The sequence below is a fragment of the Microbacterium sp. CFBP 13617 genome (genome assembly GCF_014839445.1).
GTDB lineage: Bacteria > Actinomycetota > Actinomycetes > Actinomycetales > Microbacteriaceae > Microbacterium.
Genome location: NZ_JACYNW010000005.1, coordinates 160,592 through 180,895, shown reverse-complemented (window position 1 = coordinate 180,895; position 20,304 = coordinate 160,592). Strand labels below are relative to the sequence as shown.

At 71.6% G+C, this 20,304-nt stretch carries 17 protein-coding genes; 10 read left to right on the top strand and 7 right to left on the bottom strand.

The genetic code is table 11. The annotated features are described in order from the left end of the window. Positions 1 to 38: 38 nt before the first annotated feature. Positions 39 to 1,961: a M3 family metallopeptidase gene (locus IFU40_RS16170; RefSeq protein ID WP_191926973.1), complete on the top strand. Its 1,923-nt coding sequence runs from the start codon at positions 39 to 41 to the stop codon at positions 1,959 to 1,961. A 57-nt stretch (positions 1,962 to 2,018) separates the two neighbouring features. Here IFU40_RS16170 and IFU40_RS16165 read toward each other — a convergent pair whose 3' ends face one another. Then, positions 2,019 to 3,086, bottom strand: coding sequence for a beta-eliminating lyase-related protein (locus IFU40_RS16165; protein ID WP_191926972.1), 1,068 nt, complete (start codon positions 3,084 to 3,086; stop codon positions 2,019 to 2,021). 119 nt (positions 3,087 to 3,205) lie between these two features. Between IFU40_RS16165 and IFU40_RS16160 the strand changes: the two genes are divergently transcribed. Both IFU40_RS16160 and IFU40_RS16155 read left to right on the top strand, forming a co-directional pair. Further along, positions 3,206 to 6,403, top strand: coding sequence for a DEAD/DEAH box helicase (locus IFU40_RS16160; protein WP_198424695.1), 3,198 nt, complete (start codon positions 3,206 to 3,208; stop codon positions 6,401 to 6,403). 67 nt (positions 6,404 to 6,470) lie between these two features. Then, entirely contained in the window at positions 6,471 to 8,006 is a 1,536-nt protein-coding gene (locus IFU40_RS16155; RefSeq protein ID WP_191926971.1) for an MFS transporter, read from the top strand. 75 nt (positions 8,007 to 8,081) lie between these two features. Here the strand turns inward: IFU40_RS16155 and IFU40_RS16150 are convergent, their stop codons facing one another. Together IFU40_RS16150 and IFU40_RS16145 are read right to left on the bottom strand one after the other, a co-directional pair. Beyond that, positions 8,082 to 8,780: an SDR family NAD(P)-dependent oxidoreductase gene (locus IFU40_RS16150; RefSeq protein ID WP_191926970.1), complete on the bottom strand. Its 699-nt coding sequence runs from the start codon at positions 8,778 to 8,780 to the stop codon at positions 8,082 to 8,084. Between the two features lie 85 nt (positions 8,781 to 8,865). Then, the gene (locus IFU40_RS16145; RefSeq protein WP_191926969.1) at positions 8,866 to 10,263 is read right to left on the bottom strand and encodes a DUF6421 family protein; all 1,398 of its coding nucleotides are present in this window, start codon (positions 10,261 to 10,263) and stop codon (positions 8,866 to 8,868) included. A gap of 107 nt (positions 10,264 to 10,370) precedes the next feature. Here IFU40_RS16145 and IFU40_RS16140 point away from each other — a divergent pair, with 107 nt between their 5' ends. The 3 genes from IFU40_RS16140 (at position 10,371) to IFU40_RS16130 (ending at position 12,831) form a co-directional block, all read left to right on the top strand. After that, positions 10,371 to 10,859, top strand: a complete 489-nt coding sequence (locus IFU40_RS16140) for an Lrp/AsnC family transcriptional regulator (protein ID WP_181016003.1) — start codon at positions 10,371 to 10,373, stop codon at positions 10,857 to 10,859. A gap of 63 nt (positions 10,860 to 10,922) precedes the next feature. After that, positions 10,923 to 12,104 (top strand): sensor histidine kinase, encoded by a 1,182-nt coding sequence (locus tag IFU40_RS16135; protein WP_070409878.1) that lies wholly within the window; start codon positions 10,923 to 10,925, stop codon positions 12,102 to 12,104. Between the two features lie 79 nt (positions 12,105 to 12,183). Beyond that, positions 12,184 to 12,831, top strand: coding sequence for a response regulator (locus IFU40_RS16130; RefSeq protein ID WP_055935912.1), 648 nt, complete (start codon positions 12,184 to 12,186; stop codon positions 12,829 to 12,831). Between the two features lie 55 nt (positions 12,832 to 12,886). Here the strand turns inward: IFU40_RS16130 and IFU40_RS16125 are convergent, their stop codons facing one another. Beyond that, positions 12,887 to 13,393, bottom strand: a complete 507-nt coding sequence (locus IFU40_RS16125) for a hypothetical protein (RefSeq protein WP_191926968.1) — start codon at positions 13,391 to 13,393, stop codon at positions 12,887 to 12,889. Positions 13,394 to 13,478: 85 nt separating this feature from the next. Between IFU40_RS16125 and IFU40_RS16120 the strand changes: the two genes are divergently transcribed. Then, positions 13,479 to 14,102 (top strand): 2-phosphosulfolactate phosphatase, encoded by a 624-nt coding sequence (locus tag IFU40_RS16120; RefSeq protein WP_191926967.1) that lies wholly within the window; start codon positions 13,479 to 13,481, stop codon positions 14,100 to 14,102. Between the two features lie 7 nt (positions 14,103 to 14,109). On the opposite strand, the gene IFU40_RS16115 is transcribed toward IFU40_RS16120, so the two are convergent. From IFU40_RS16115 to IFU40_RS16105, 3 genes are all read right to left on the bottom strand, one after another. Next, positions 14,110 to 14,598 carry a SprT-like domain-containing protein gene (locus IFU40_RS16115; RefSeq protein WP_055833532.1) on the bottom strand — a complete coding sequence of 163 codons (489 nt, stop codon included), beginning with the start codon at positions 14,596 to 14,598 and terminating at the stop codon, positions 14,110 to 14,112. A gap of 30 nt (positions 14,599 to 14,628) precedes the next feature. Then, positions 14,629 to 15,156: a tetratricopeptide repeat protein gene (locus tag IFU40_RS16110; RefSeq protein ID WP_055833535.1), complete on the bottom strand. Its 528-nt coding sequence runs from the start codon at positions 15,154 to 15,156 to the stop codon at positions 14,629 to 14,631. A 94-nt stretch (positions 15,157 to 15,250) separates the two neighbouring features. Next, the gene (locus IFU40_RS16105; protein ID WP_055833538.1) at positions 15,251 to 16,117 is read right to left on the bottom strand and encodes a spermidine synthase; all 867 of its coding nucleotides are present in this window, start codon (positions 16,115 to 16,117) and stop codon (positions 15,251 to 15,253) included. A gap of 324 nt (positions 16,118 to 16,441) precedes the next feature. On the opposite strand from IFU40_RS16105, the gene IFU40_RS16100 reads away from it, so the two are divergent. The 3 genes from IFU40_RS16100 (at position 16,442) to IFU40_RS16090 (ending at position 20,157) form a co-directional block, all read left to right on the top strand. Beyond that, positions 16,442 to 18,109, top strand: coding sequence for an ABC transporter substrate-binding protein (locus IFU40_RS16100; RefSeq protein ID WP_191926966.1), 1,668 nt, complete (start codon positions 16,442 to 16,444; stop codon positions 18,107 to 18,109). Positions 18,110 to 18,193: 84 nt separating this feature from the next. Then, positions 18,194 to 19,198: an ABC transporter permease gene (locus tag IFU40_RS16095; protein WP_055833544.1), complete on the top strand. Its 1,005-nt coding sequence runs from the start codon at positions 18,194 to 18,196 to the stop codon at positions 19,196 to 19,198. Positions 19,199 to 19,251: 53 nt separating this feature from the next. Beyond that, on the top strand, positions 19,252 to 20,157 hold the full coding sequence (locus IFU40_RS16090; protein ID WP_235560547.1) for an ABC transporter permease: 906 nt from the start codon (positions 19,252 to 19,254) through the stop codon (positions 20,155 to 20,157). The last annotated feature ends 147 nt before the right edge of the window (positions 20,158 to 20,304 follow it).

The window sequence follows — 20,304 nt, the reverse complement described above, 5'->3', positions numbered from 1 at the left end:
ACGTTGCCGGTGTCGGAGGTCGTCCCTAGGGTCGGAGGATGCCGCATCCTCCCCTCGAACCCCTGTCCCTTCCGCTCGACCGCGCCGGCTGGTTGAGCTTCGCCGGGGAGCGCCCGGCCGAGCGTCTCGCCCGCGTGGCCGAGATCGACCGCCGTCTCGTCGCCGAGACGGCGCTGACCACGAGCGAGCGCCTCGACCTCTGGAACGACGCTGACATCGCGCTCGCCGAGGCCGCCGCGCCGTCGCACCTGCTCAGCGAGTGCCACCCCGACTCCGACGTGCGCGCCGCCGCCGAAGCGCAGGCCCAGGCGATCGACGCGGCGCAGGCGCGCCGGCTGCTCGATCGCGACCTGTGGCACGTGTTCTCCGACGCCGACGCCGCGGGCCTCGACGCCGCGCAGCAGCGCCTGCTCGACCACCTCCGGCGCGATTTCCGCCGCGGTGGTGTCGACCTCGACGACGCGGGCCGCGCGCGCGTGCAAGAGCTCGCCGACCGCGACACCGCTCTGTCGCAGACGTTCTCGCGCCACATCCGCGAAGGACGCCGCGAGGTCCGCGTCCCGGCCGCCTCGCTCGACGGACTCCCGGCCGACTTCCTGGCGGAGCACCCCGCCGACGACGAGGCGATGGTGACGCTGACCACCGAGTACACCGACCTCATGCCGGTGCGCGAGTACGCCCGCGACATCTCCGTGCGTCACGCCCTCGTCGGGGCTTACAACGATCTGGCGTGGCCCGAGAACGAGGCCGTGCTCGCCGATCTGCTCGCCGTCCGTGCCGAGCGGGCCGCCCTCCTCGGCTACGGCGACTGGGCCGATTACGAGACCGAGACGCGCATGATCGGGTCGAGCGCCGAGGTGCGCGCGTTCCTCGATCGGGTGGCCGAGGCCGTCGCCCCCGCCGCCGCGTCCGAGTACGCCCGCGTGCTCGAGCGCCTCCGCCGCGATGAGCCCGACGCCACCGAGGTCACGATCGCCGACTTCTGGTATCTGCTCAGCGCGCTCAAGCGCGAGGAGTACGACGTCGACGCACAGCTCGTCCGTTCGTACTTCCGCTTCGATCGCGTGCTCGACGGCGTCCTCGCCACGACGGCGCGCCTTCTCGACGTCGAGTACGTCCCCGTCGACGCGCCCTCGTGGCACGACGACGTGCGCACCTACGACGTCGTCCGCGCGGGCGAGCGGCTCGGCCGCATCCACCTCGACCTGCATCCTCGCGACGGCAAGTACAACCACGCGGCGTGCTTCGGGCTCGTGCCCGGCATCACGGGGCACGCGCTGCCCGAGGGGGCGCTGCTGTGCAACTTCTCGCGCGGTCTGCTCGAGCACGACGAGGTCGTCACCTTCTTCCACGAGTTCGGTCACCTCGTGCACGACATCCTCGGCGGTCATCACCGCTGGGCGTCCTTCACGGGGATCGCCACCGAGTGGGACTTCGTCGAGGCGCCGAGCCAGCTGCTCGAGGAATGGGCGTGGGATGCCGAGGTCCTGGCATCGTTCGCGGTGAACGACGAGGGCCGGGCCATTCCCGCCGACCTCGTCGCGCGCATGCGCACCGCCGACGCGTTCGGCCGCGCCCTCGAGGTGACCCGGCAGCTCGGACACGCCACGACGTCGTACCGCCTGCACGTCGAGCGTCCGACCGACCTTCAGGCTGCGGTCGACGGCTACTACCGGTCGGCGAGCCCGGTCACACCCCTCCCCGGGTCGCACTCGTACGCCGGCTTCGGCCATCTCACGGGCTACGGCGCCTGCTACTACACCTACCAGTGGAGCCTCGTTATCGCGCGCGACCTGCTGTCGGCCTTCGCCGGCGACCTGTTCGACGTCGAGACGGCGCTCCGCTACCGGCGCGAGATCCTGGAGCCCGGCGGAACCCGCGACGCGCGCGACCTGGTCGAGGCCTTCCTGGGCCGCGAGAGCACGTTCGACGCCTACCGCGACTGGCTGGCGGGGGCGTGATGCGGTGAGGGCCACGGCATCCTGGATCGGATGCCGCGGCCCTCACTGCATTCGGGGTCAGGCCGTCGTCTCGCGGGCGATCGCGGCGACGAACGCGTCGATGTCCTCGGCGGTGGTGTCGAACGAGCACATCCAGCGCACCTCGCGGCGCAGCTCGTCCCAATCGTAGAAGCGGAAGCTCTGGCGGAGGCGGTCGGCGACACCGGCCGGCAGTGTCGCGAAGACACCGTTCGCCTGCGTCGGCTGGGTGAACTGCACGCCCTGGATCGAACCGTCGGCGAGCCCCGCTTCGACGCCGGCGCGCAGGCGCTGCGCCATCGCGTTGGAGTGGCGGGCGTTGCGCAGCCACAGGTCGTCCTCGAGCAGAGCCACCAGCTGTGCCGAGACGAAGCGCATCTTGCTCGACAGCTGCATGTCGAGCTTTCGCAGGTAGGTCAGGCCGGTCGAGGCCGCCGGATCGAGAACGACGATGGCTTCGCCGATCATCGCTCCGTTCTTGGTCCCGCCGAAGCTCAGCACGTCGACGCCGGCATCGCGGGTGAACGCCCGCAGCGGCACGTCGAGGGCCGCGGCGGCGTTGGAGATCCGCGCGCCGTCCATGTGCAGGCGCATGCCGTGCCCGTGTGCGTGAGCGGCCAGCGCGCTGATCTCGTCGACGGTGTACAGGGTGCCGAGCTCGGTCGACTGGGTGATCGAGACCACGAGCGGCTGGGCGCGGTGCTCGTCGCCCCAGCCCCAGGCTTCGCGGTCGACCAGTTCGGGGGTGAGCTTGCCGTCGTCGGTGGGGACGGTCAGCAGCTTGATCCCGCCGACGCGCTCGGGGGCGCCGCCCTCGTCGACGTTGATGTGCGCGGTGGATGCCGTGATCACGGCACCCCAGCGGGGGAGCATCGACTGCAGCCCGACGACGTTGGCGCCCGTGCCGTTGAAGACCGGGTAGGCCTCGACGCCGTCGCCGAGCAGGCCGATGAACAGCTCCTGCAGGCGGGCGGTGTAGACGTCTTCGCCATAGGCCACCTGGTGGCCCTCGTTGGCCGCGGTGATCGCGGCGAGGACGTCGGGGTGGATGCCGGAGTAGTTGTCGGAGGCGAAGCCGCGCACCGATGCGTCGTGGAGGGGAGTCACCGCTCCAGCGTAACGACCAGGGGGCCAACCCCTCCTCCCCAGGGCGCGAAGTCGGACTCCGCTCCCCATTCGGCCCGGCGCGCCGACCGGAGGTCGTCGGACCCGACGAGAATGAAGGGATGCACATGGACCCCGAGGCGCTCAGCATCGCCGGCGAGTTGTTCTCGCCGTCGGCGATGGCACGTGCCGACCGGCTCCTCGTGTACGGCTCCGTCGAGGTTGGCGAGGTCAGGACGCTCGACGGTGTCCTCGTGGTGACGGCGCAGTCGTTCGGAGCCGCGGGCTACGAGCACCTCGAGCTGCGGGTGCCCACCGACCTCTCGCGCCTCGCCGGGTGGTGCTCGTGCGGGCGCGGACCCGAATGCGAGCACGGGTGCGCGGCCGCGCTCGTGCTGTTCGACCGCGTGCTGTCGGCGGGGCGCCCGACGCGCCCGGAATGGCAGCGATCGCTCGACGAGCTCTTCGCGGTCGCGCCCGCGGCGGCCACCGACGAAGACCCCGTCGAGCTCTGCCTGTTCCTCGCCGTCCGTCGCGGGGGTGGGCATGGCCGCAGCACAGCCCTCACCCTCACGGCGCGTCCCGGCATGCGCGGAACGCGCGGAACCTGGATCAAGGGGCGGGCCGGCTGGGCGGCGCTGTCGTCGCTCCCCGCCGATCCGCGGGCGCGCGCCGCCCTCGACAGTCTGGGCCGAGTCGGTCGATCCGGCCCCGCCGCCTTCCTGTCCGACGAGTGGATGCCGTTGTCCGCCGTTCCCCCGCACTCGCTGTGGCTGCACCTCGAGAACGTGCTCGCGGCCGGGGTGCCGATCGTGTCGAGCGCGGGCGCCCACCACCCGGTTCACCTCCCCGACGACCCGGCGGTGCCCGCGATGGCCGTCGATCGCCGTGGCTCCGCGGTGCTCCTGCGGGGGATCATCGAGGGGATGGCCGACGAGGTCGCCGCGCGGCCGTCGTGGGTCGTGGGAGACCCCGCCGTGGCGGTGGCCTTCGTCGCGGATCGCGACGGAGACGACGAGCGCATCACCCTCGCTCGCCTGTCGACGCCGGTGACCGACCCGCTGCGTGGTCTGCTCGCGCGCACGGGAGCCCTCACCATCGACGATGGCGGGTCCGAGACCTTCTTGCGCGAGTATCTGCCCCGGCTCCAGCTCGAGGCGCCCGTGGTGTCGCCGCGCGGCACCGTCGAGCTCCCCCCGGCGCCGCGGCCGGTCCTCGAGGTGCTCGTCGCGCACGGCTCGGGCTCGGCGACGCTCGCCACCCGGTGGGACCGTTCGGCGACGCGCGGACGCCGCGACGACGAGCACGAGCGCGGGGTGATCGCCGCCGTCGACGCCATCGGCGCCGACCTGCGCATCGCCCTTCCCCGTCCCCCGGCGACGGGTACGACTCCCGCCCGGGCGCTGACCGCGGCCGATGCCGCGATCCTCGCCGTCGAGGCCGCACCGCGCCTCGAGGCGCTCGACCACGTGCGGGTGCTCGTCTCCGGCGACGCGCTGACCTACCGGATCGCGTCGGAGGCCCCGTCCGTGCAGTTGAGCACGGGAGCCGACGACGGGAGCGACTGGTTCGACCTCCACGCCCGCGTGACCGTGGGCGACGCCGAGGTCGACTTCACCGATCTCTATACGGCCCTCGCTCTCGGCGATCGGGCGCTCTTCCTCGGCGACGGAACGTACGTGCGGCTCGACACCCCCGAGTTCGACCGACTGCGCGCGGTCATCGACGAAGCGCGCACCCTCGCCGATCGCCCCGAGGCGGGGATGAAGCTCAACCGCTACAACGTGGGACTGTGGGACGACCTGGCCGAGTTGGGCATGATCGCCGCGCACGAGGCCGAGTGGTGGCTGCGCGTCCGGGGCCTCACCGACGAGGCCGCCCTCGCCTCGATCGACCCGCCGGCCGGACTCCGCGCCACGCTCCGCGACTACCAGCGCGCGGGCCTCGACTGGCTGCACTTCCTACGCGCGCAGGGGCTGGGCGGGATCCTGGCCGACGACATGGGCCTCGGCAAGACGGTGCAGACGATCGCGATGATGCAGGCGGCGCTCGAAGCCGATCCGCGGATGCCTCCCTTCCTCATCGTGGCTCCCACCAGCGTGGTGGGCAACTGGGCGCGGGAGTGCGCCACGTTCGCCCCCGGGCTGCAGACGGTCACGGTCACGGCCACGCGGGCGCGACGGAAGACGAGCATCACCGAGGCCGCCGCCGGGGCGCACGTCGTGGTGACCAGCTACGCGCTGTTCCGTCTCGAGCAGGAGCAGTACGCCGAGGGGGAGTGGTCGGGCCTGGTGCTCGACGAGGCGCAGCAGATCAAGAACCCCGCCTCGCGCGGGTACCGTGCGGCACGGGCCCTGTCGGTGCCCTTCACGCTCGTGGTCACGGGCACGCCGATGGAGAACAACCTCCTCGAGCTCTGGGCCCTGGTCTCGCTCGTCGCTCCCGGTCTGCTGGGCACCCGCGAGTCGTTCACGACGCTGTACCGCACGCCGATCGAGAAGCACTCCGATGGCGCACGGCTCGACCTGCTGCGCCGGCGCATCCGCCCCTTCCTGCTCCGACGCACCAAAGAGCTGGTCGCCGCCGAACTCCCGCCGAAGCAGGAGACGATCCTCGAGGTCACCCTGCACCCCGCGCATCGCAAGCTTTACGACCGTCGCTTCCACCGGGAGCGTCAGCGGCTGCTGGGGCTGCTCGACGACGCCGACGGCAACCGCTTCGCGATCTTCCGCTCCCTGACGATGCTGCGCCAGCTCGCCCTCGACCCGGCCCTCGTCGACGAAGGAGAAGCGCCGTCGGCGAAGCTCGACGCGCTCGAAGAGCTCCTCGTCGAGGCCGCCGCCGAGGGGCACCGGGTCGTGGTCCTCAGCCAGTTCACGCGGTTCCTGCGCGCGGCGCGGCAGCGGTGCACAGACGCCGGGCTCGCGTCGGGCTACCTCGACGGCACGACGACACACCGTCAGGCCGAGATCGACCGCTTCCGCGACGGCACCGATCCCGCCTTCTTCGTCTCGCTCAAGGCGGGAGGCGTAGGGCTCAACCTCGTCGAAGCCGACTACGTCGTGCTGCTCGACCCGTGGTGGAACCCCGCGGTCGAGGATCAGGCCATCGACCGCGCCCACCGCATCGGGCAGACGCGCCCGGTGATCGTGTACCGGCTCGTCTCGTCCGACACCGTCGAAGAGAAGGTGGTGGCGCTGCGCGAGGCCAAAGCCGACCTGTTCTCGCGCGTGCTCGACGGGGGCTCCGACGAGGGCGACGGCGTCTTCGCGGGTGGCCCGCGCCTCACCGCCGACGACATCCGCAGCCTGCTCGACTGACCGTCCCGCCGGCGGCGCCGAGCGCCGGGGTCTGGCCGATGTCGGAGGTCGGGTCTACCGTGTGGCTATGTCCGCATCGCCGCCCTCCGCCGCCGCCCCGGCCGGCGCTCCGACGACCGGGAACCGCACCTTCCTCGCGGTGCTCGTCAACACCGCCGCGGCGAACGTCACGACCAGCTTCCTGTGGTTCGCGCTCACGTTCTGGGTCTATCTCGAGACCCGCTCGGTGCTGGCCACCGGAATCGTCGGCGGGGCGTACATGCTGCTGCTCGCCGTCTTCGCGATGTTCTTCGGGTCGCTCGTCGACCGCCACCGCAAGCATCGGGTCATGGTGTTCTCCGGGCTCGTCACCCTGACGGCGTTCCTCGTCGCGGGCGCCCTGTGGCTGGCCTTCCCCGAGGCGGCGCTGCTCGATCTGGGCGGTCCCTGGTTCTGGCTCTTCGCCGGCGTCATCCTGGCCGGAGCGGTCGTCGAGAACATGCGCAACATCGCGCTGTCGACCACGGTCACGCTCCTCGTCCCCGTCGAGCGCCACGCGAACGCGAACGGTCTGGTCGGCACGGTGCAGGGTCTGGCCTTCGTGGTCACCAGTGTCTTCAGCGGCTTGTCGGTGGGCTTCCTCGGCATGGGCGGCACCCTGGCCATCGCCATCGCGCTGACACTCGTCGCGCTGGTGCACCTGTTGACCATCCGCATCCCCGAAGAGCGCCCGGCCGCGGGCGCCGAGCCCGGCCCCCTGGTCGACGTGCGCGGGGCCATCCGCGCGGTGCGGGCGGCTCCGGGACTCTTCGCGCTGCTCATCTTCTCCACCTTCAACAACCTCATCGGCGGCGTCTACATGGCCCTGATGGACCCCTACGGTCTCGAGCTGTTCGACGTGCAGGTCTGGGGCGTCGTCCTCGGCGTCACCGCGACGGGGTTCATCATCGGCGGCGGGCTCGTGGCGCGGTTCGGACTCGGCCGAAACCCCATCCGCACGATGCTGTGGCTCGTCATCGCGATGGGGGCGCTCGGCGCGATCTTCACCCTGCGCGACTGGTGGTGGCTCTACGTCGCCGGCATCTGGGTGTACATGGCGCTCATCCCCCCGGTCGAGGCCGCCGAGCAGACGATCATCCAGAAAGTCGTGCCGTTCGAGACGCAGGGGCGGGTGTTCGGTTTCGCCGCCGCCTTCGAGTCGGCGGCCGCGCCCGTCACCTCGTTCCTCATCGCCCCGATCGCCGAGTTCGCGATCATCCCCTACATGCGGGGCGGTGAGGGTCGAGCGACGTGGGGCTGGCTGGTCGGCGACGGAGCGTCGCGCGGCATTGCGCTCGTGTTCGTCTTCGCCGGACTGTTCATGGTGGTGGCCGCGTCGCTCGCGTTCCTCACCCGCTCCTACCGCACCCTCTCGCGGCAGTACCGCACGGCCGAGGTCAACGCCGACGTGGCGGACGGGCCCTCTCCCGTCGATGACCGCGAGGTGTCGGTGCACAACGCCGCCGCCCCGCCGATCGCAGACGCCGCAGCGTCGACTGCCGCGTCGACCGCGGACTCGCCCGCGTGGACCGCCGATGCCGCAACGCCGCCCGCGCACGCGACGCCGGGCGACGCGCGCGGCTGACGCTGTCCGCGACGCCGGGAGACGCGCGCGGCTGACGCTATCCGCGACGCCGCGAGACGCGTGCGGCTGACGAGGTCAGGCGGGAGCGTCGATACCGATCGTCACGTCGTTCCAGGCGGTCGCGTCGTCATCCCACAGGGCGACGAACGACGCGGCGAGGGCGTCCTCGAGCCCCGACAGGCTGGTGACGCGGAAGATGACCGCCGCGGCCGTCGGCTCCCGCCCGGCGTCGCGGGCCGCTTTCGCGTAGCCCTGTGCAACCGCACGCACCCAGGTCTCCGATGCCGCCTTGGCCGTCGCGTAGTTCGCCCCACCCGCGAGCGGACGTTCCACCGCGTTCGACGACACGATCGCCAAGCGCCCCGCGGGGGAGGCGCGCAGGTCGTCGTCGAACGCGCGGCTCACGTGTCGGAGCGCTGTCACCGACTGCAGCAGGAAGGCGAAGTCGTCGTCGCTCTGTCCGGCCAGGCCCCCGCCGCCCCGCCAGCCACCGACCAGGTGCAGCAGGCCGTCGATGCGACCGTGCTCGGCGCGCACGCGATCGCGCAGTTCACCGACGGCGCGCTCGTCGGTCAGATCGCAGCGTTCGACGGCGATGCCGGGCAGGTCCGCCGCCATCGTCGCCAGACGTTCGTCGGAGCTTCCCACCACGACGACGCGCGCCCCGGTGTCGAGCAGTGCGCGCGCGCAAGCGTGTCCGGCGGCGCTCGTTCCGCCCGCGAGCAGCACCGTGCGCCCCCGCACTCCCTCGTCGTCGTTCCGTGCGTCGGTCATCGTCATCCCCTCGCCCCCGGCCGGCCCCGTCGCCCGCGTCGTCGTTCCCGCGAGAGCCAGGGTACGGCCGTACCCCGCTCCCGCGTCAGTCCGTTCCGCGGATCCCCTCGGTCGATGCGATCACGGGCCGCATCTTCTTCTCGAGCGCTTCGAAGAACATCGACAACGGGAACTCGTCATCCAGGACGGCGTCGGTGTACCCCTTCGGGAGCCCGGCGAGTACGTCGTCCGAGAGTCCCCGCGCCCACACCGAGGCGGGGTGCGGGGTGACGACCGCGCGCACGAGGTCGTACGCGGCGAGCCAGTGCGCGACCTTGGGGCGGTCGATCGAGCGCCAGTACAGTTCGTCGATCGCGTCGGCCAGCGCGATGACCGCGGCGGGCACCTCGTCCCAGTCGAACGCGAGCGAGGTGTCGGTCCAGTGCAGCACGCGGTGCTGGTGCAGCCAGGCGAAGAGCAGCTGTCCGCCGAGGCCGTCGTAGTTGCGCACGCGCGAGCCGGTGATGGCGAAGCGGAAGATGCGGTCGAAGATCACGGCGTACTGCACGAGGCCGGCGTGCTCGCGCATGGCGATCTCGGCGGCATCCAGGTCGTCGCGGGCCGACAGTCGGGCCTGCAGCGACACGCACTCGCGGAACGCCGTGAGGTCGCAGCGCAGCTCTTCGAGCGAGTAGAGGAAGAACGGCATCCGCTGCTTGATCATGAACGGGTCGAACGGCAGGTCGCCGCGCATGTGCGTGCGGTCGTGGATGAGGTCCCACATGACGAACGTCTGCTCGGCGAGGTCCTGGTCATCGAGCAGACGCGCGGCCTCGGCGGGCAGCTCGAGTTTGGTGATGTCGGCGGCGGCGCGGGTGACGCGACGGTAGCGCGCGGCCTCGCGGTCCTGGAAGATCGCCCCCCACGTGAAGGTGGGGACCTCGCGCATGGCGACGGTCTCGGGGAAGAGCACCGCGGAGTTCGTGTCGTACCCGGGTGTGAAGTCGATCAGCCGCAGCGAGACGAACAGGCGGTTGGTGTACTCGGTCTCGAGACGCGCGATGAACTCGGGCCAGATGGCCTCGACGAGCACGGCTTCGACGTGGCGGTTGCTCGAGCCGTTCTGGGTGTACATCGGGAAGACGACGAGATGACGGATGCCGTCGACCCGGTGCTCCTGCGGCTGGAAGGCGACGAGCGAGTCGAGGAAGTCGGGTGTGCCGAGGCCCTCGTCCTGCCAGCGCCGGAAGTCGGCGACCGAGGCCGTGAGGTAGGCGTCGTCGTGGGGGAACAGCGGGGTGAGGGCGCCGATGGCGTCGACGATCTCGTCGACGAGGGGACCGGCGGCGGCGGTGTCGTCGATCGAGCCGTCCTTCGCCTGCAGCGTGTGCAGCGCGGTGGCGGCTCGCTTGAGCTGAGCCCACGCGGGGGTGTGTTCGACGTCGTCGACGGCTCGGCCGTCGAGCAGATCGTGCGCGGCACGGGAAGGCGTGGCGATGGTCATGGCATCCTCCGATCGGGCTGTAAATATTCCTGCTGAAGTGGCATGGTAACGGAAAACTTACGGACACCGCCAGGGCGACCCCCGTACACCCTGATACTGTCGAGCGCATGACCGAGGCCCCTGCCCGCGCCGCGCGCCTGGAGGACTCCGTCGACGCCGCGATCGTCCGCGAGATCTCGCTCGACGCGCGCGCCACGCTCTCGCACCTCTCGGAGCGCGTCGGGCTGTCGGTGTCGGCCGTGCAGTCCCGACTGCGCCGACTGGAGTCGCGCGGCATCGTGCGCGGATACCGCCCCGTGCTCGACGCCGAGGCGCTCGGGCGGCCCCTCGCCGCCTTCGTCGAGATCACGCCGCTCGATCCGGCCCAGCCCGACAACGCCCCCGAACTCCTGTCGCATCTGACCGCCATCGAGGCGTGCCACTCCATCGCGGGCGAGGCGGCGTACATGCTCTTCGTGCGCGTGCCCACGCCGCGCGATCTCGAGACGCTCATCCGCGACATCCGGGCGGCAGCCCAGGTCAACACCCGCACCACGGTGGTGCTGCAGACCTTCTTCGAGGCGCGCCCGATCGAGCCCGCCGCCTTCCCGGCGTGAGCGCGGCCGAGATACATCGCGAGACGGATGCCCAGCCCACCCGCGGCGCGTAGCGTGGCCGCGATGTTCACTCCGCGCCCGCTGCAGCGATACCAACTGGTCACCGACCTCGGCATCGCCCTCGTCTTCGGCCTGCTCGCCATCGCCACAGAACTCGCGGGCGGGTCGGGCGCCACCGCCGGCGTCGACCTGGCCCTCGAGACGCTCGGCGGGATGCTGGTGGCCGTGGCCCTGACCGTGGCCGTGGCGCTGCGCCGCCTGCAACCGGCCCTGGCGCTGATCTTCGCCTGGGCGGGGGCGCTGCTGCAGATGGGTTTCGGTCGACAGCCGTCGCCCAGCGACGTCGCCATCTTCGCGGTGCTCTACGCCACCGCGGCCTACGGGACGCGCCGCGTGTTCTGGGGCGGCTTCGCCTCGGCGATCGCCGGGGCGATCATCGTGCCGCTGTACCTCGTCGGTCGCGGGGTGACGGCGCCGCTCACCGCGAACGAGTGGTTCGCGGTCGCCGCGTTGCTGCTGGCATCCGGGTTCGCGCTCATGCTGGCGTGGGTGTCGGGGGCGCTGGTGCGCACGGCCATGCGCGCGACCGCCAACAGCAGGGCGCAGCGGGCGGCCGAGGCCGAGACGATCGCCGAGCAGCAGCGGGTGCGCATCGCCCGCGACATGCACGACGTCGTCGCCCACTCGCTCGCCGTCGTCATCGCGCAGGCCGACGGTGCGCGCTACGCTGCCGCGACCGACCCGCAGGCCACGACGGCGGCGCTCTCGACGATCTCGTCGACGGCACGCGCCGCCCTCGGAGACGTGCGCCTGCTGCTCACGCAGCTGCGCCACAGCCAGGCCGAGGGGCCGCAGCCCACCCTCGCCGACATCGAGACGCTGTACACCCGCATGCGCGCGGCGGGCCTCGTGGTCACCGCCGAGGTCGATCCCTCCCCGCCCGGCGAGCCGCCCGCCGCCATCCAGCTCGCGGTCTACCGCATCATGCAGGAAGCCCTCACGAACGCCCTGCGGCACGGCGTCGACCCACGTGTCCGCGTGCACCTGGCGTGGTGGCCCGACCGGGTGGAGCTGTCGATCCGCAATGCCCGTGCCACGGCATCCGTCGCCCCGGCCGCGCCGGGCGGTCACGGCCTCATCGGCATGCGCGAGCGCGCGCAGTTGGTCGGCGGCCGACTCACGGCCGAACCCGAGTACGGCGAGTTCGTCGTGCGGGCGATCCTGCCGATCGGGCGCCCGGTGTGAGCCCCGCCCCCGCCCCCGCCGGACTCGATCGGCGCAGGGGATGCCGCACCCTCGCTCGACCAGAAGAGGAACCGCCCGCATGACCGCTCCCATCCGCATCGTCCTCGTCGACGACCAGGTCCTGTTCCGTGCGGGCATCCGCATGGTGATCGACTCGCAGCCCGATCTCGAGGTGGTGGGCGAGGCCTCCGACGGGCGCGAGGGTATCGACGTGGTGCGGGCGACCCGGCCCGACCTCGTGCTCATGGACGTGCGCATGCCGGTCATGGACGGCCTGACCGCCACGGCGGAGATCCTGAGCGAACCCGCGCCCCCGCGCGTCGTCGTGCTGACCACCTTCGACCTCGACGAGGCCGCCGCGCGGGCCATCCAACGCGGAGCGAGCGGGTTCCTGCTGAAGGACTCGGAGCCCGAGTTCCTGCTCTCGGCGGTGCGCACCGTGCACGCCGGCTCCGCCGTGATCGCCGCCGAGGCGACGCGGACGCTGTTCGCGCACATCGCCGAAGGCGGCGCCGAGCCGGTGCCCGCGAGCTACGCGAGCCTCACCGACCGCGAGCGCGAGATCTTCGCGCTCGCCGCGGCGGGCCTGAGCAACGCCGAGATCGCAGAGCGCGAGTTCCTGTCGGAGGCGACGGTGAAGACGCACATCAGCCGCGTGCTCACCAAGCTCGCCCTGCGTGACCGCGTGCAGCTGGTGGTCTTCGCGTTCCGCCACGGCCTGGCCTGACCCGCGCCCCGCGTCGACTCCGCGCCTGCCTGCACCCCACGCCGGCGCGAAGCGGTCAGGGCGTCGAGGGGGATGCCTCGGGGTCGTGGGCCCAGGTCGGGGCGAGCGCGCGGATGCGTGCCGCGCGCCACTGCCACGTCGCCCACAGTCCCGGCCAGAGCGCCGGGGCGGCGGCGCCGCCGATGGTCAGTCGCTCGCGCCAGAGGGTGCGGCCCGCCTCGCCCGGGGCGGCCGAGACCGCCATCTGGTGGTCCCAGACATCGAGGCTCGCCAGCGGGCCGGTCAACGGGACCCCCCAGTCCCGGAACACCCGCACACGGCCGTTGTCGTCGCGGGTCTCACGATCGGCGACCGAGATCAGCTGCCGGCCGACGGGAAAGATGCCGGCGACGCTCATCTGCACCGGAACGTCGTCCCCCGACTCGAACGAGGTGGGCATCGTGCCGAGCGCGTCGACCTCGAGCAGGGGGCCGTACAGCTCCGCGACGGCGCGCGGGGAGTGCAGCGCCCGCCACGCGGCATCCGGGTCGCAGTCGATGACGAACTTCAGCAGAATGCGCATGTCACCGATCGTGCCCGACGTGGCCGTCTTCGCCGGTACCGCTTGACGAACACGCGGTGACGCTCCACCGTTCTAGGCTCGGAGGATGCCGAAACACCCCGCCCTCTCGCAGTCCGACTACCAGGTGCGGCTGGAGTGGGGTGGCGCGGGCCTCTCCCGCCTGGCCGACGCCCACGTCGTGGTCCTCGTGCAGACCCTCGGCCTGTCGGCGCGCGCCCTGGCGGCGGCCGAAGCCGGGGCGCCCTTCGACGCCCTCGACGATGCGGCCGCGGCCCTCGTCCGCGCCTCGGCCGCGACCGGGGCGCACGTCGTGGTGGGAGGTCTGCGCAACGCTGCCGCCGTCGCCGCGCACGTGCTCGAGGTGCAGCGCACGCGCGGCGAGCGCACGAGCATCTCGATCGTCGCGGCGGGGTACCCCGACGGCACGGATGCCGAGGGACTCCGCTTCGCCGTCGACGACCTGCTGGGCGCCGGGGCCGTCGTCGCCGCTCTGGGCGACCTCGGTATCGACCACGCCTCGCCCGACGCCGCCGTCGCCGGCGAGGGCTTCCGCGCTCTCGGCGGGGCCGTGCGCCACCTGCTCACGGCCAGCGGCACGGGGCGTCGGCTCGCCGCCGACGGGCAGCGCGAGCAGGTGTTGGCCGCGGCCGCGCGCGACGCCGCATCGGTCGTGCCGGTGCTGCGCGACGGAGCGTTCGTCGCCCCCTGACGCGCGCTCAGCGCGGCGTGGAGGCGGCCAGGCGCACCGCGGGCGAGATCTCGCGCCGCACCCACGACAGGGCGAAGCGCGGGTCGAAAGTGGGCGCGCACTTCGCGCACGAGGTGGGACGCGTGGCCTTGCGATGCCGGTAGGCGACGTGGCCGGCGGGGCAGGTGCCGACCCACGGCGCGAGCTCGGTGGCCGTCTCACCCGCGTGCGTCGTTCCGCCGACGTACCCCAGCTCGCGCGCGGTGCGTTTCCACGCCGCGCCGTGGCCGGCCCGGGCTCCCGCGAGCGCGTGCGCCACCTCGTGCAGCAGCGTCTGGTGGTTCGTGTCGTCGTCGTAACGCGCGGTGAGGTAGCGCGAGACGCTGATGCGCTTGCGGCCGTAGTCGCACAGACCCGCGCGGCGCTTGGCGTTGTCGAACGCGAACGTCCACGACGCGTCGAGGTGCAGGGCGATCAACGCCTCGGCCCAGACGCGTACGCGGTGCAGATCGGACATGACGGGAAGCCTAGGCGGGGCCTACGACACTCAGCTCGCGACGACCTCGCGCGTGCGTCGACGCTCGGCGGCGTCGATCGCCAGCAGGGTCGACTCGAGCTGCGCATCGGTGGCGCCGGCGTTCTGGCGCAGGAAGAGAGCCTGCTTGAAGTCGCGACGCGCGGCGTCGTAGTCGCCCTCGTCGTAGTGCACCTTGCCGCGGTGCTGCAGGGCGAAGGCGGCGATGCTGGCCCACCCCTGGCCCTCGGCCTCGTCGGCGCACATGGTGAGTTCCTGCTCGGCGGCGGCGAACGCCCCGCGGCACTGCAGGATCGTGGCATGCAGGATGCGGGCGCGCAGCAGGTCGCGGCGAGTGCCGGCCATGCGGGCGACGCGCACCGACTGGTCCGAGATGACGAGCGCCTCGTCGAAGCGGTCGAGCACCTTCAGCAGCCACACGCGTTCGAGCAGGGCATGGAGGCTGCGCTGCGAACCGATCTCCTCGAGTCGTTCCGCGCACTCGCGAGAGTCGGTGACCTCGCGCAACGTGTCGGGGTCGTACCCGTGGATGTAGCTCACCGTCGCTCCTCTCGGTCGGGCAGGAGTTCCAGTTTGCGTGGCAGGCGCGCTCAGAACGCCCGCGCCACGCGGTCGGGGCGCGAACACGCCGCCGTCACCGTTCGAAGATCGACGCCGAGGGCTTGGGCGACGGCGTCGCGTCGGCATCGGTGGACGCCCGCGCCCCGCGCATGAACTCCTCGATCTCGGCCCCCTGGGCCACTTTCGCCGGATGGGGACCGGCCGCCATGAGACGCGGGAGCCATTCGACGGGCAGGGGAGCGGCAGAGGCGGCGACGACGAGATTGCCGAAGCGGCGGCCCTTCAGCACCTGCACCTCGGCGAGCACGATCACCTCGGGCAGCACCGCGCGGATCGTGGCGACCTGTCGTCGGGCGAAGGCGAGGCCGGGGCCGTCCGACACGTTGACGAGCAGGACGCCGTCGGGGGCGAGCAGACGCGCGGCGTCACGGTAGAACTCCACCGTGGTCAGGTGCGCCGGGGTCTGCGCGCCCGAGTACACGTCGCTCACGAGCAGATCGACGGCGCCGGTGAGCCCGGCGGGGAGCTTGGCGAGTCCGGCGCGCGCGTCGCCGATGCGCACGCGGATCGCGGCGCCGCGGGGAAGGGGGAGGTTCTCGCGCACGAGATCCCAGAGCGCCGGCTCCAGTTCGATCACCTGCTGGCGGGAGCCGGGGCGGGTGCTCTCGACGTAGCGGGGGAGGGTGAGGGCCCCCGCGCCCAGGTGCACCGCGGTCAGCGGCTGTCCCGGCATCCGCAGGCGGTCGATGACCGCTCCCATGCGCGCGACGTATTCGAAGTGCAGGTGGGTGGGATCGTCGAGGTCGACGTGCGACTGGGGGGTCGCGTCGACGACCAGCTCCCATCCCGAGACGAAGCCCGACGGCGACACCCGCGCGGTCGATCCGTCCGACAGTCGCGCCGTGGGGGCGTCGTCGGGTTCGATGCGCATGCGTGCCATCCCTCCACGCTAGCCGGGCCCCGTCGCGCGAGATGCCGAACCCCGACGCACGCATTGGCCGCGAAGCGACGACTCTCGGCTCCTCGCGCTGCCCGAGGCGGGCAGGGTGCGCACCGCGGCGGCGGGGGGATGGGCGGAATGCGCCATCGGTGGCCTGCGAGGGCATCAGGATGCCGGATTCTCGAAACACGATCGATACACGCGGGCAATGGGCACGACGCCGCCCGCCCTGTACGGTCGGGGGAACACAGCAAGCGGAGCGCGGCACGATGACGTGACAGCGCCGTCGTTCTCCTCCCTTTCCCCCCGGAAGGTGTACCGAAAATGCTCAGTTCTCTTCGACGACGTCTGCTCGTCGGCGGCGCCACCGTCGCCATCGGCGCGCTCGCCCTGTCGGGCTGCACGAGTCAGCGCGACGACGACGGCGGCGGCGACGCCGGCGGTGACGTCGACTCCACATTCGTGTTCGGCGCCTCGGGCGATCCGTCCAGCCTCGACCCCGCCTTCGCCAGTGACGGAGAGTCGTTCCGCATCTCGCGGCAGATCTTCGAGGGCCTCGTCGGCGTGGAGTCGGGCACCGCCGACCCCGCCCCCATGCTCGCCGAGAGCTGGGAGCAGTCGGACGACGGCCTGTCGTACACCTTCACGCTCAAAGAGGGCGTGACCTTCCACGACGGCACCGAGTTCAACGCCGACGCCGTCTGCTTCAACTTCGATCGCCAGAACAACTTCACCGGCATCGCGCAGTCCGAGAGCCTGTCCTACTACTGGGGCAAGATCATGCGCGGATACGCCGACACCGGCACCTCGATCTACGGCGGCTGCGAGGTGGGAAGCCCCACCGAGGTCACCATCACGCTGACCGAACCGTTCGCCGGTTTCATCCCCGCGCTGTCGCTACCCGCGTTCGCGATGCAGAGCCCCACCGCGCTGCAGGAGTACCAGGCCGACGAGGTGGGCGGAACCTCCGAGGCGCCGACCCTCAGCGAGTACGCCCAGGGCCACCCCACCGGCACGGGTCCGTTCCAGTTCGACTCGTGGGAGCCCGGCGCCGAGGCGACCGTCAACGCCTACGAGGGCTACTGGGGTGACCAGGGCCAGGTGCAGAAGGTCATCTTCCGCGTGATCGGCGACACCACGGCTCGTCGCCAGGCGCTCGAGTCCGGCTCGATCGACGGGTACGACCTCGTGGCCCCCGCCGACCTCGGCGCGCTCGAGTCCGCGGGCTACATGCTCACCAACCGCGACCCGTTCAACATCCTGTACCTCGGCATGAACCAGGCCGACCCGGCGCTCGGCGACATCCGCGTGCGCCAGGCGATCGCCCACGCCATCGACAAGCAGCAGCTGGTCACCCAGGTGCTGCCCGAGGGCACCACGGTGGCCTCGCAGTTCATGCCCGACAGCGTCATCGGCTTCAACTCCGGCGTGACCACGTACGACTTCGACCAGGCCGCCGCCAAGGCCCTGCTCGCCGAAGCCGGCTTCACCGACGCCAACCCGCTGACGCTGACGTTCAACTACCCGGTCAACATCTCGCGCCCGTACATGCCGAACCCCGAGCAGATCTTCACGAACCTCCAGTCGCAGCTGCAGGCCGTGGGCATCGTGCTCAACCCGGTGTCGAACGAGTGGGGCGAGTACCTCGACCTGATCCAGGGCGGCAGCGAGCACGGCATCCATCTGCTCGGCTGGACCGGCGACTACAACGACCCCGACAACTTCGTGGGCACGTTCTTCGGCGGCACGTCCAACGAGTGGGGCTTCGACAACACGGAGCTGTTCTCGGCTCTCACCTCGGCCCGCGGCCTCGCGACCGAGGCCGAGCAGGACCCGGCCTACCAGGCCGTCAACGAGCAGATCGCGACGTTCCTTCCCGGCATCCCGCTGGCCAACCCCGTGCCGACGCTCGCGTTCGCACCCCGGGTGAAGTCGTACCCCGCCAGCCCCGTGCAGGACGAGGTCTACAACGAGATCGAACTCACCGAGTGATCCGGATGCCGCGGGCTCCGCGTCGTGACGACGCCGGGGCCCGCGGTTCCGCGTCCCCCCGTTCCCGACACCCTGTGAGAACCCGTGCTCCGCACCATCGGCAGGCGCCTGCTCCTGCTCATCCCCACTCTGTTCGGTCTATCCGTCCTGCTCTTCGCCTGGGTGCGCGCGCTCCCGGGCGGCCCCGCCGTCGCCCTGTTGGGTGAGCGGGCCACCCCCGCCGCCGTCGCTCGCATCAACGAGCTCTACGGCTTCAACGAACCCCTCTACGTGCAGTACTTCACGTGGCTCGGGCGTCTGATGACCGGAGACTTCGGCTCCTCGATCCAGACGGGCCGGCCCGTGCTCGAGGAGTTCGTGCGTCGCTTCCCCGCCACTCTCGAGCTGTCGATCGGCGCGCTCATCGTGGCGGTGGGGATCGGCATCCCGCTCGGCTATTGGGCCGCGCGCCGTCACGGCAAGATCTGGGATCACACCGCCGTCGTGCTGAGCCTCATCGGCATCACGATCCCGGTGTTCTTCCTGGCGTTCATCCTCAAGTACGTCTTCGCCGTGCAGCTCGGCTGGCTGCCCTCCGACGGTCGCCAGAACCCGCGCATCGACGCGACGCACTACACGAACCTGTACGTCTTCGACGGGCTCATCACCGGGGAGTTCGACGCGTCGTGGGATGCCGTGCTGCACCTGATCCTGCCGGCGGTCGCGCTCGGCACGATCCCGCTCGCGATCATCGTGCGCATCACGCGCGCCTCGGTGCTCGAGGTGCAGAACGCCGACTACGTCCGCACCGGCCGCGCCAAGGGCATCGGCCGCTCGACGCTGCGCAACCGCTTCATCCTGCGCAACGCCATGCTGCCGGTCATCACCACGGTGGGCCTGCAGGCGGGCCTGCTCATCTCGGGGGCGGTGCTCACCGAGACGGTGTTCGCCTTCCCGGGCATCGGGCAGTTCCTCGCGCGGGCCATCTTCACGCGCGACTTCCCCGTGCTGCAGGGGTTCATCATCTTCATCGCGATCGCGTACGCGCTCATCAACCTGCTGGTCGACCTGTCGTACAGCGTCATCGACCCGAGAGTGAGAGTCCAGTGAGCTCCGGCATCCTCCCTCCCGCCCCCAGCGGCGGTCCCGTCGACGACAACGCGATCGTCGACGGCCAGCTCCTCGCCGCCCAGGCGCGCGGGGGCGGCTTCTGGCAGGACGTGTTCCAGCGACTCCGGCACAGTCCCGTCGCCTGGATCGGCGCGATCATCGTGCTGGCGTTCCTGCTCGTGGCGGCCCTCGCGCCGCTGCTCGCGCCGTACCCAGCCGAGTCCCTGCCCGGACAGCGCTTCATCACGCCCACCGACATCCCGGGGCCGGGCGAGATGGCCGAGTTCCCCCTCGGTCTCGACCGCTTCGGCGGCGACGTGCTGTCGAAGCTCATCTGGGGCGCCCAGGCGTCGCTGCAGATCGGTGTCATCTCGACGGCGATGGGCCTCATCGGCGGCATGGCGCTGGGGCTGCTGGCCGGCATGTTCGGCGGGTGGGTCGACGCGGTGGTCATGCGCTTCGTCGACATCCTGCTCTCGGTGCCGAACCTGCTGCTCGCCGTCTCGATCGCCGCCATCCTCGGCCAGAGCCAGCTGGCGATCATGATCGCGATCGGTGCGTCGCAGGTGCCGGTGTTCGCGCGGCTGCTGCGCGCCTCGATGCTGCAGCAGCGCGGCGCCGACTACGTGCTGTCGGCGCAGACCCTGGGCCTCAGTCGACGGACGATCACGATGACCCACGTGCTGCCCAACAGCGTCGGGCCGGTCATCGTGCAGGGCACGCTCACGCTCGCGACCGCCGTCATCGACGCGGCCGCACTGTCGTTCCTGGGCCTCGGTGGCGGACTGCCGCAGACCGCCGAGTGGGGCCGCATGCTCACGTACGCGCAGGCCGAGCTGGCGATCGCGCCGTGGCTGGCGTTCCTGCCGGGCATCTGCATCGCCGTGACCGCGCTGGGCTTCACGCTGCTGGGCGAGTCGCTCCGCGAGGCGATGGACCCCCGCACCCGCGCGCGGTAGCGGGCGCCCGTCCCCGGCCTCGCGCGGGTCGGGGCCGGTCCGTCGTCGGCGCGGCATCCATGTCCCACTTCGTGCAGTGTCATCGACCGTTTCTCGCACGAAGTGGGACATGCCCCGGCGCGTGAGCCGCTGCGCCGCCGGCGGTGG

Excerpts from the sequence above, each read along its gene's own strand:
- IFU40_RS16120 (WP_191926967.1), top strand. The coding sequence starts at position 13,479 with ATGCCGAAACACCCCGCCCTCTCGCAGTCCGACTACCAGGTGCGGCTG.
- IFU40_RS16145 (WP_191926969.1), bottom strand. The coding sequence starts at position 10,263 with ATGACCATCGCCACGCCTTCCCGTGCCGCGCACGATCTGCTCGACGGC.
- IFU40_RS16100 (WP_191926966.1), top strand. The coding sequence starts at position 16,442 with ATGCTCAGTTCTCTTCGACGACGTCTGCTCGTCGGCGGCGCCACCGTC.
- IFU40_RS16170 (WP_191926973.1), top strand. The coding sequence starts at position 39 with ATGCCGCATCCTCCCCTCGAACCCCTGTCCCTTCCGCTCGACCGCGCC.
- IFU40_RS16150 (WP_191926970.1), bottom strand. The coding sequence starts at position 8,780 with ATGACCGACGCACGGAACGACGACGAGGGAGTGCGGGGGCGCACGGTG.
- IFU40_RS16105 (WP_055833538.1), bottom strand. The coding sequence starts at position 16,117 with ATGGCACGCATGCGCATCGAACCCGACGACGCCCCCACGGCGCGACTG.
- IFU40_RS16130 (WP_055935912.1), top strand. The coding sequence starts at position 12,184 with ATGACCGCTCCCATCCGCATCGTCCTCGTCGACGACCAGGTCCTGTTC.
- IFU40_RS16135 (WP_070409878.1), top strand. The coding sequence starts at position 10,923 with ATGTTCACTCCGCGCCCGCTGCAGCGATACCAACTGGTCACCGACCTC.
- IFU40_RS16160 (WP_198424695.1), top strand. The coding sequence starts at position 3,206 with ATGCACATGGACCCCGAGGCGCTCAGCATCGCCGGCGAGTTGTTCTCG.
- IFU40_RS16115 (WP_055833532.1), bottom strand. The coding sequence starts at position 14,598 with ATGTCCGATCTGCACCGCGTACGCGTCTGGGCCGAGGCGTTGATCGCC.
- IFU40_RS16155 (WP_191926971.1), top strand. The coding sequence starts at position 6,471 with ATGTCCGCATCGCCGCCCTCCGCCGCCGCCCCGGCCGGCGCTCCGACG.
- IFU40_RS16125 (WP_191926968.1), bottom strand. The coding sequence starts at position 13,393 with ATGCGCATTCTGCTGAAGTTCGTCATCGACTGCGACCCGGATGCCGCG.
- IFU40_RS16140 (WP_181016003.1), top strand. The coding sequence starts at position 10,371 with ATGACCGAGGCCCCTGCCCGCGCCGCGCGCCTGGAGGACTCCGTCGAC.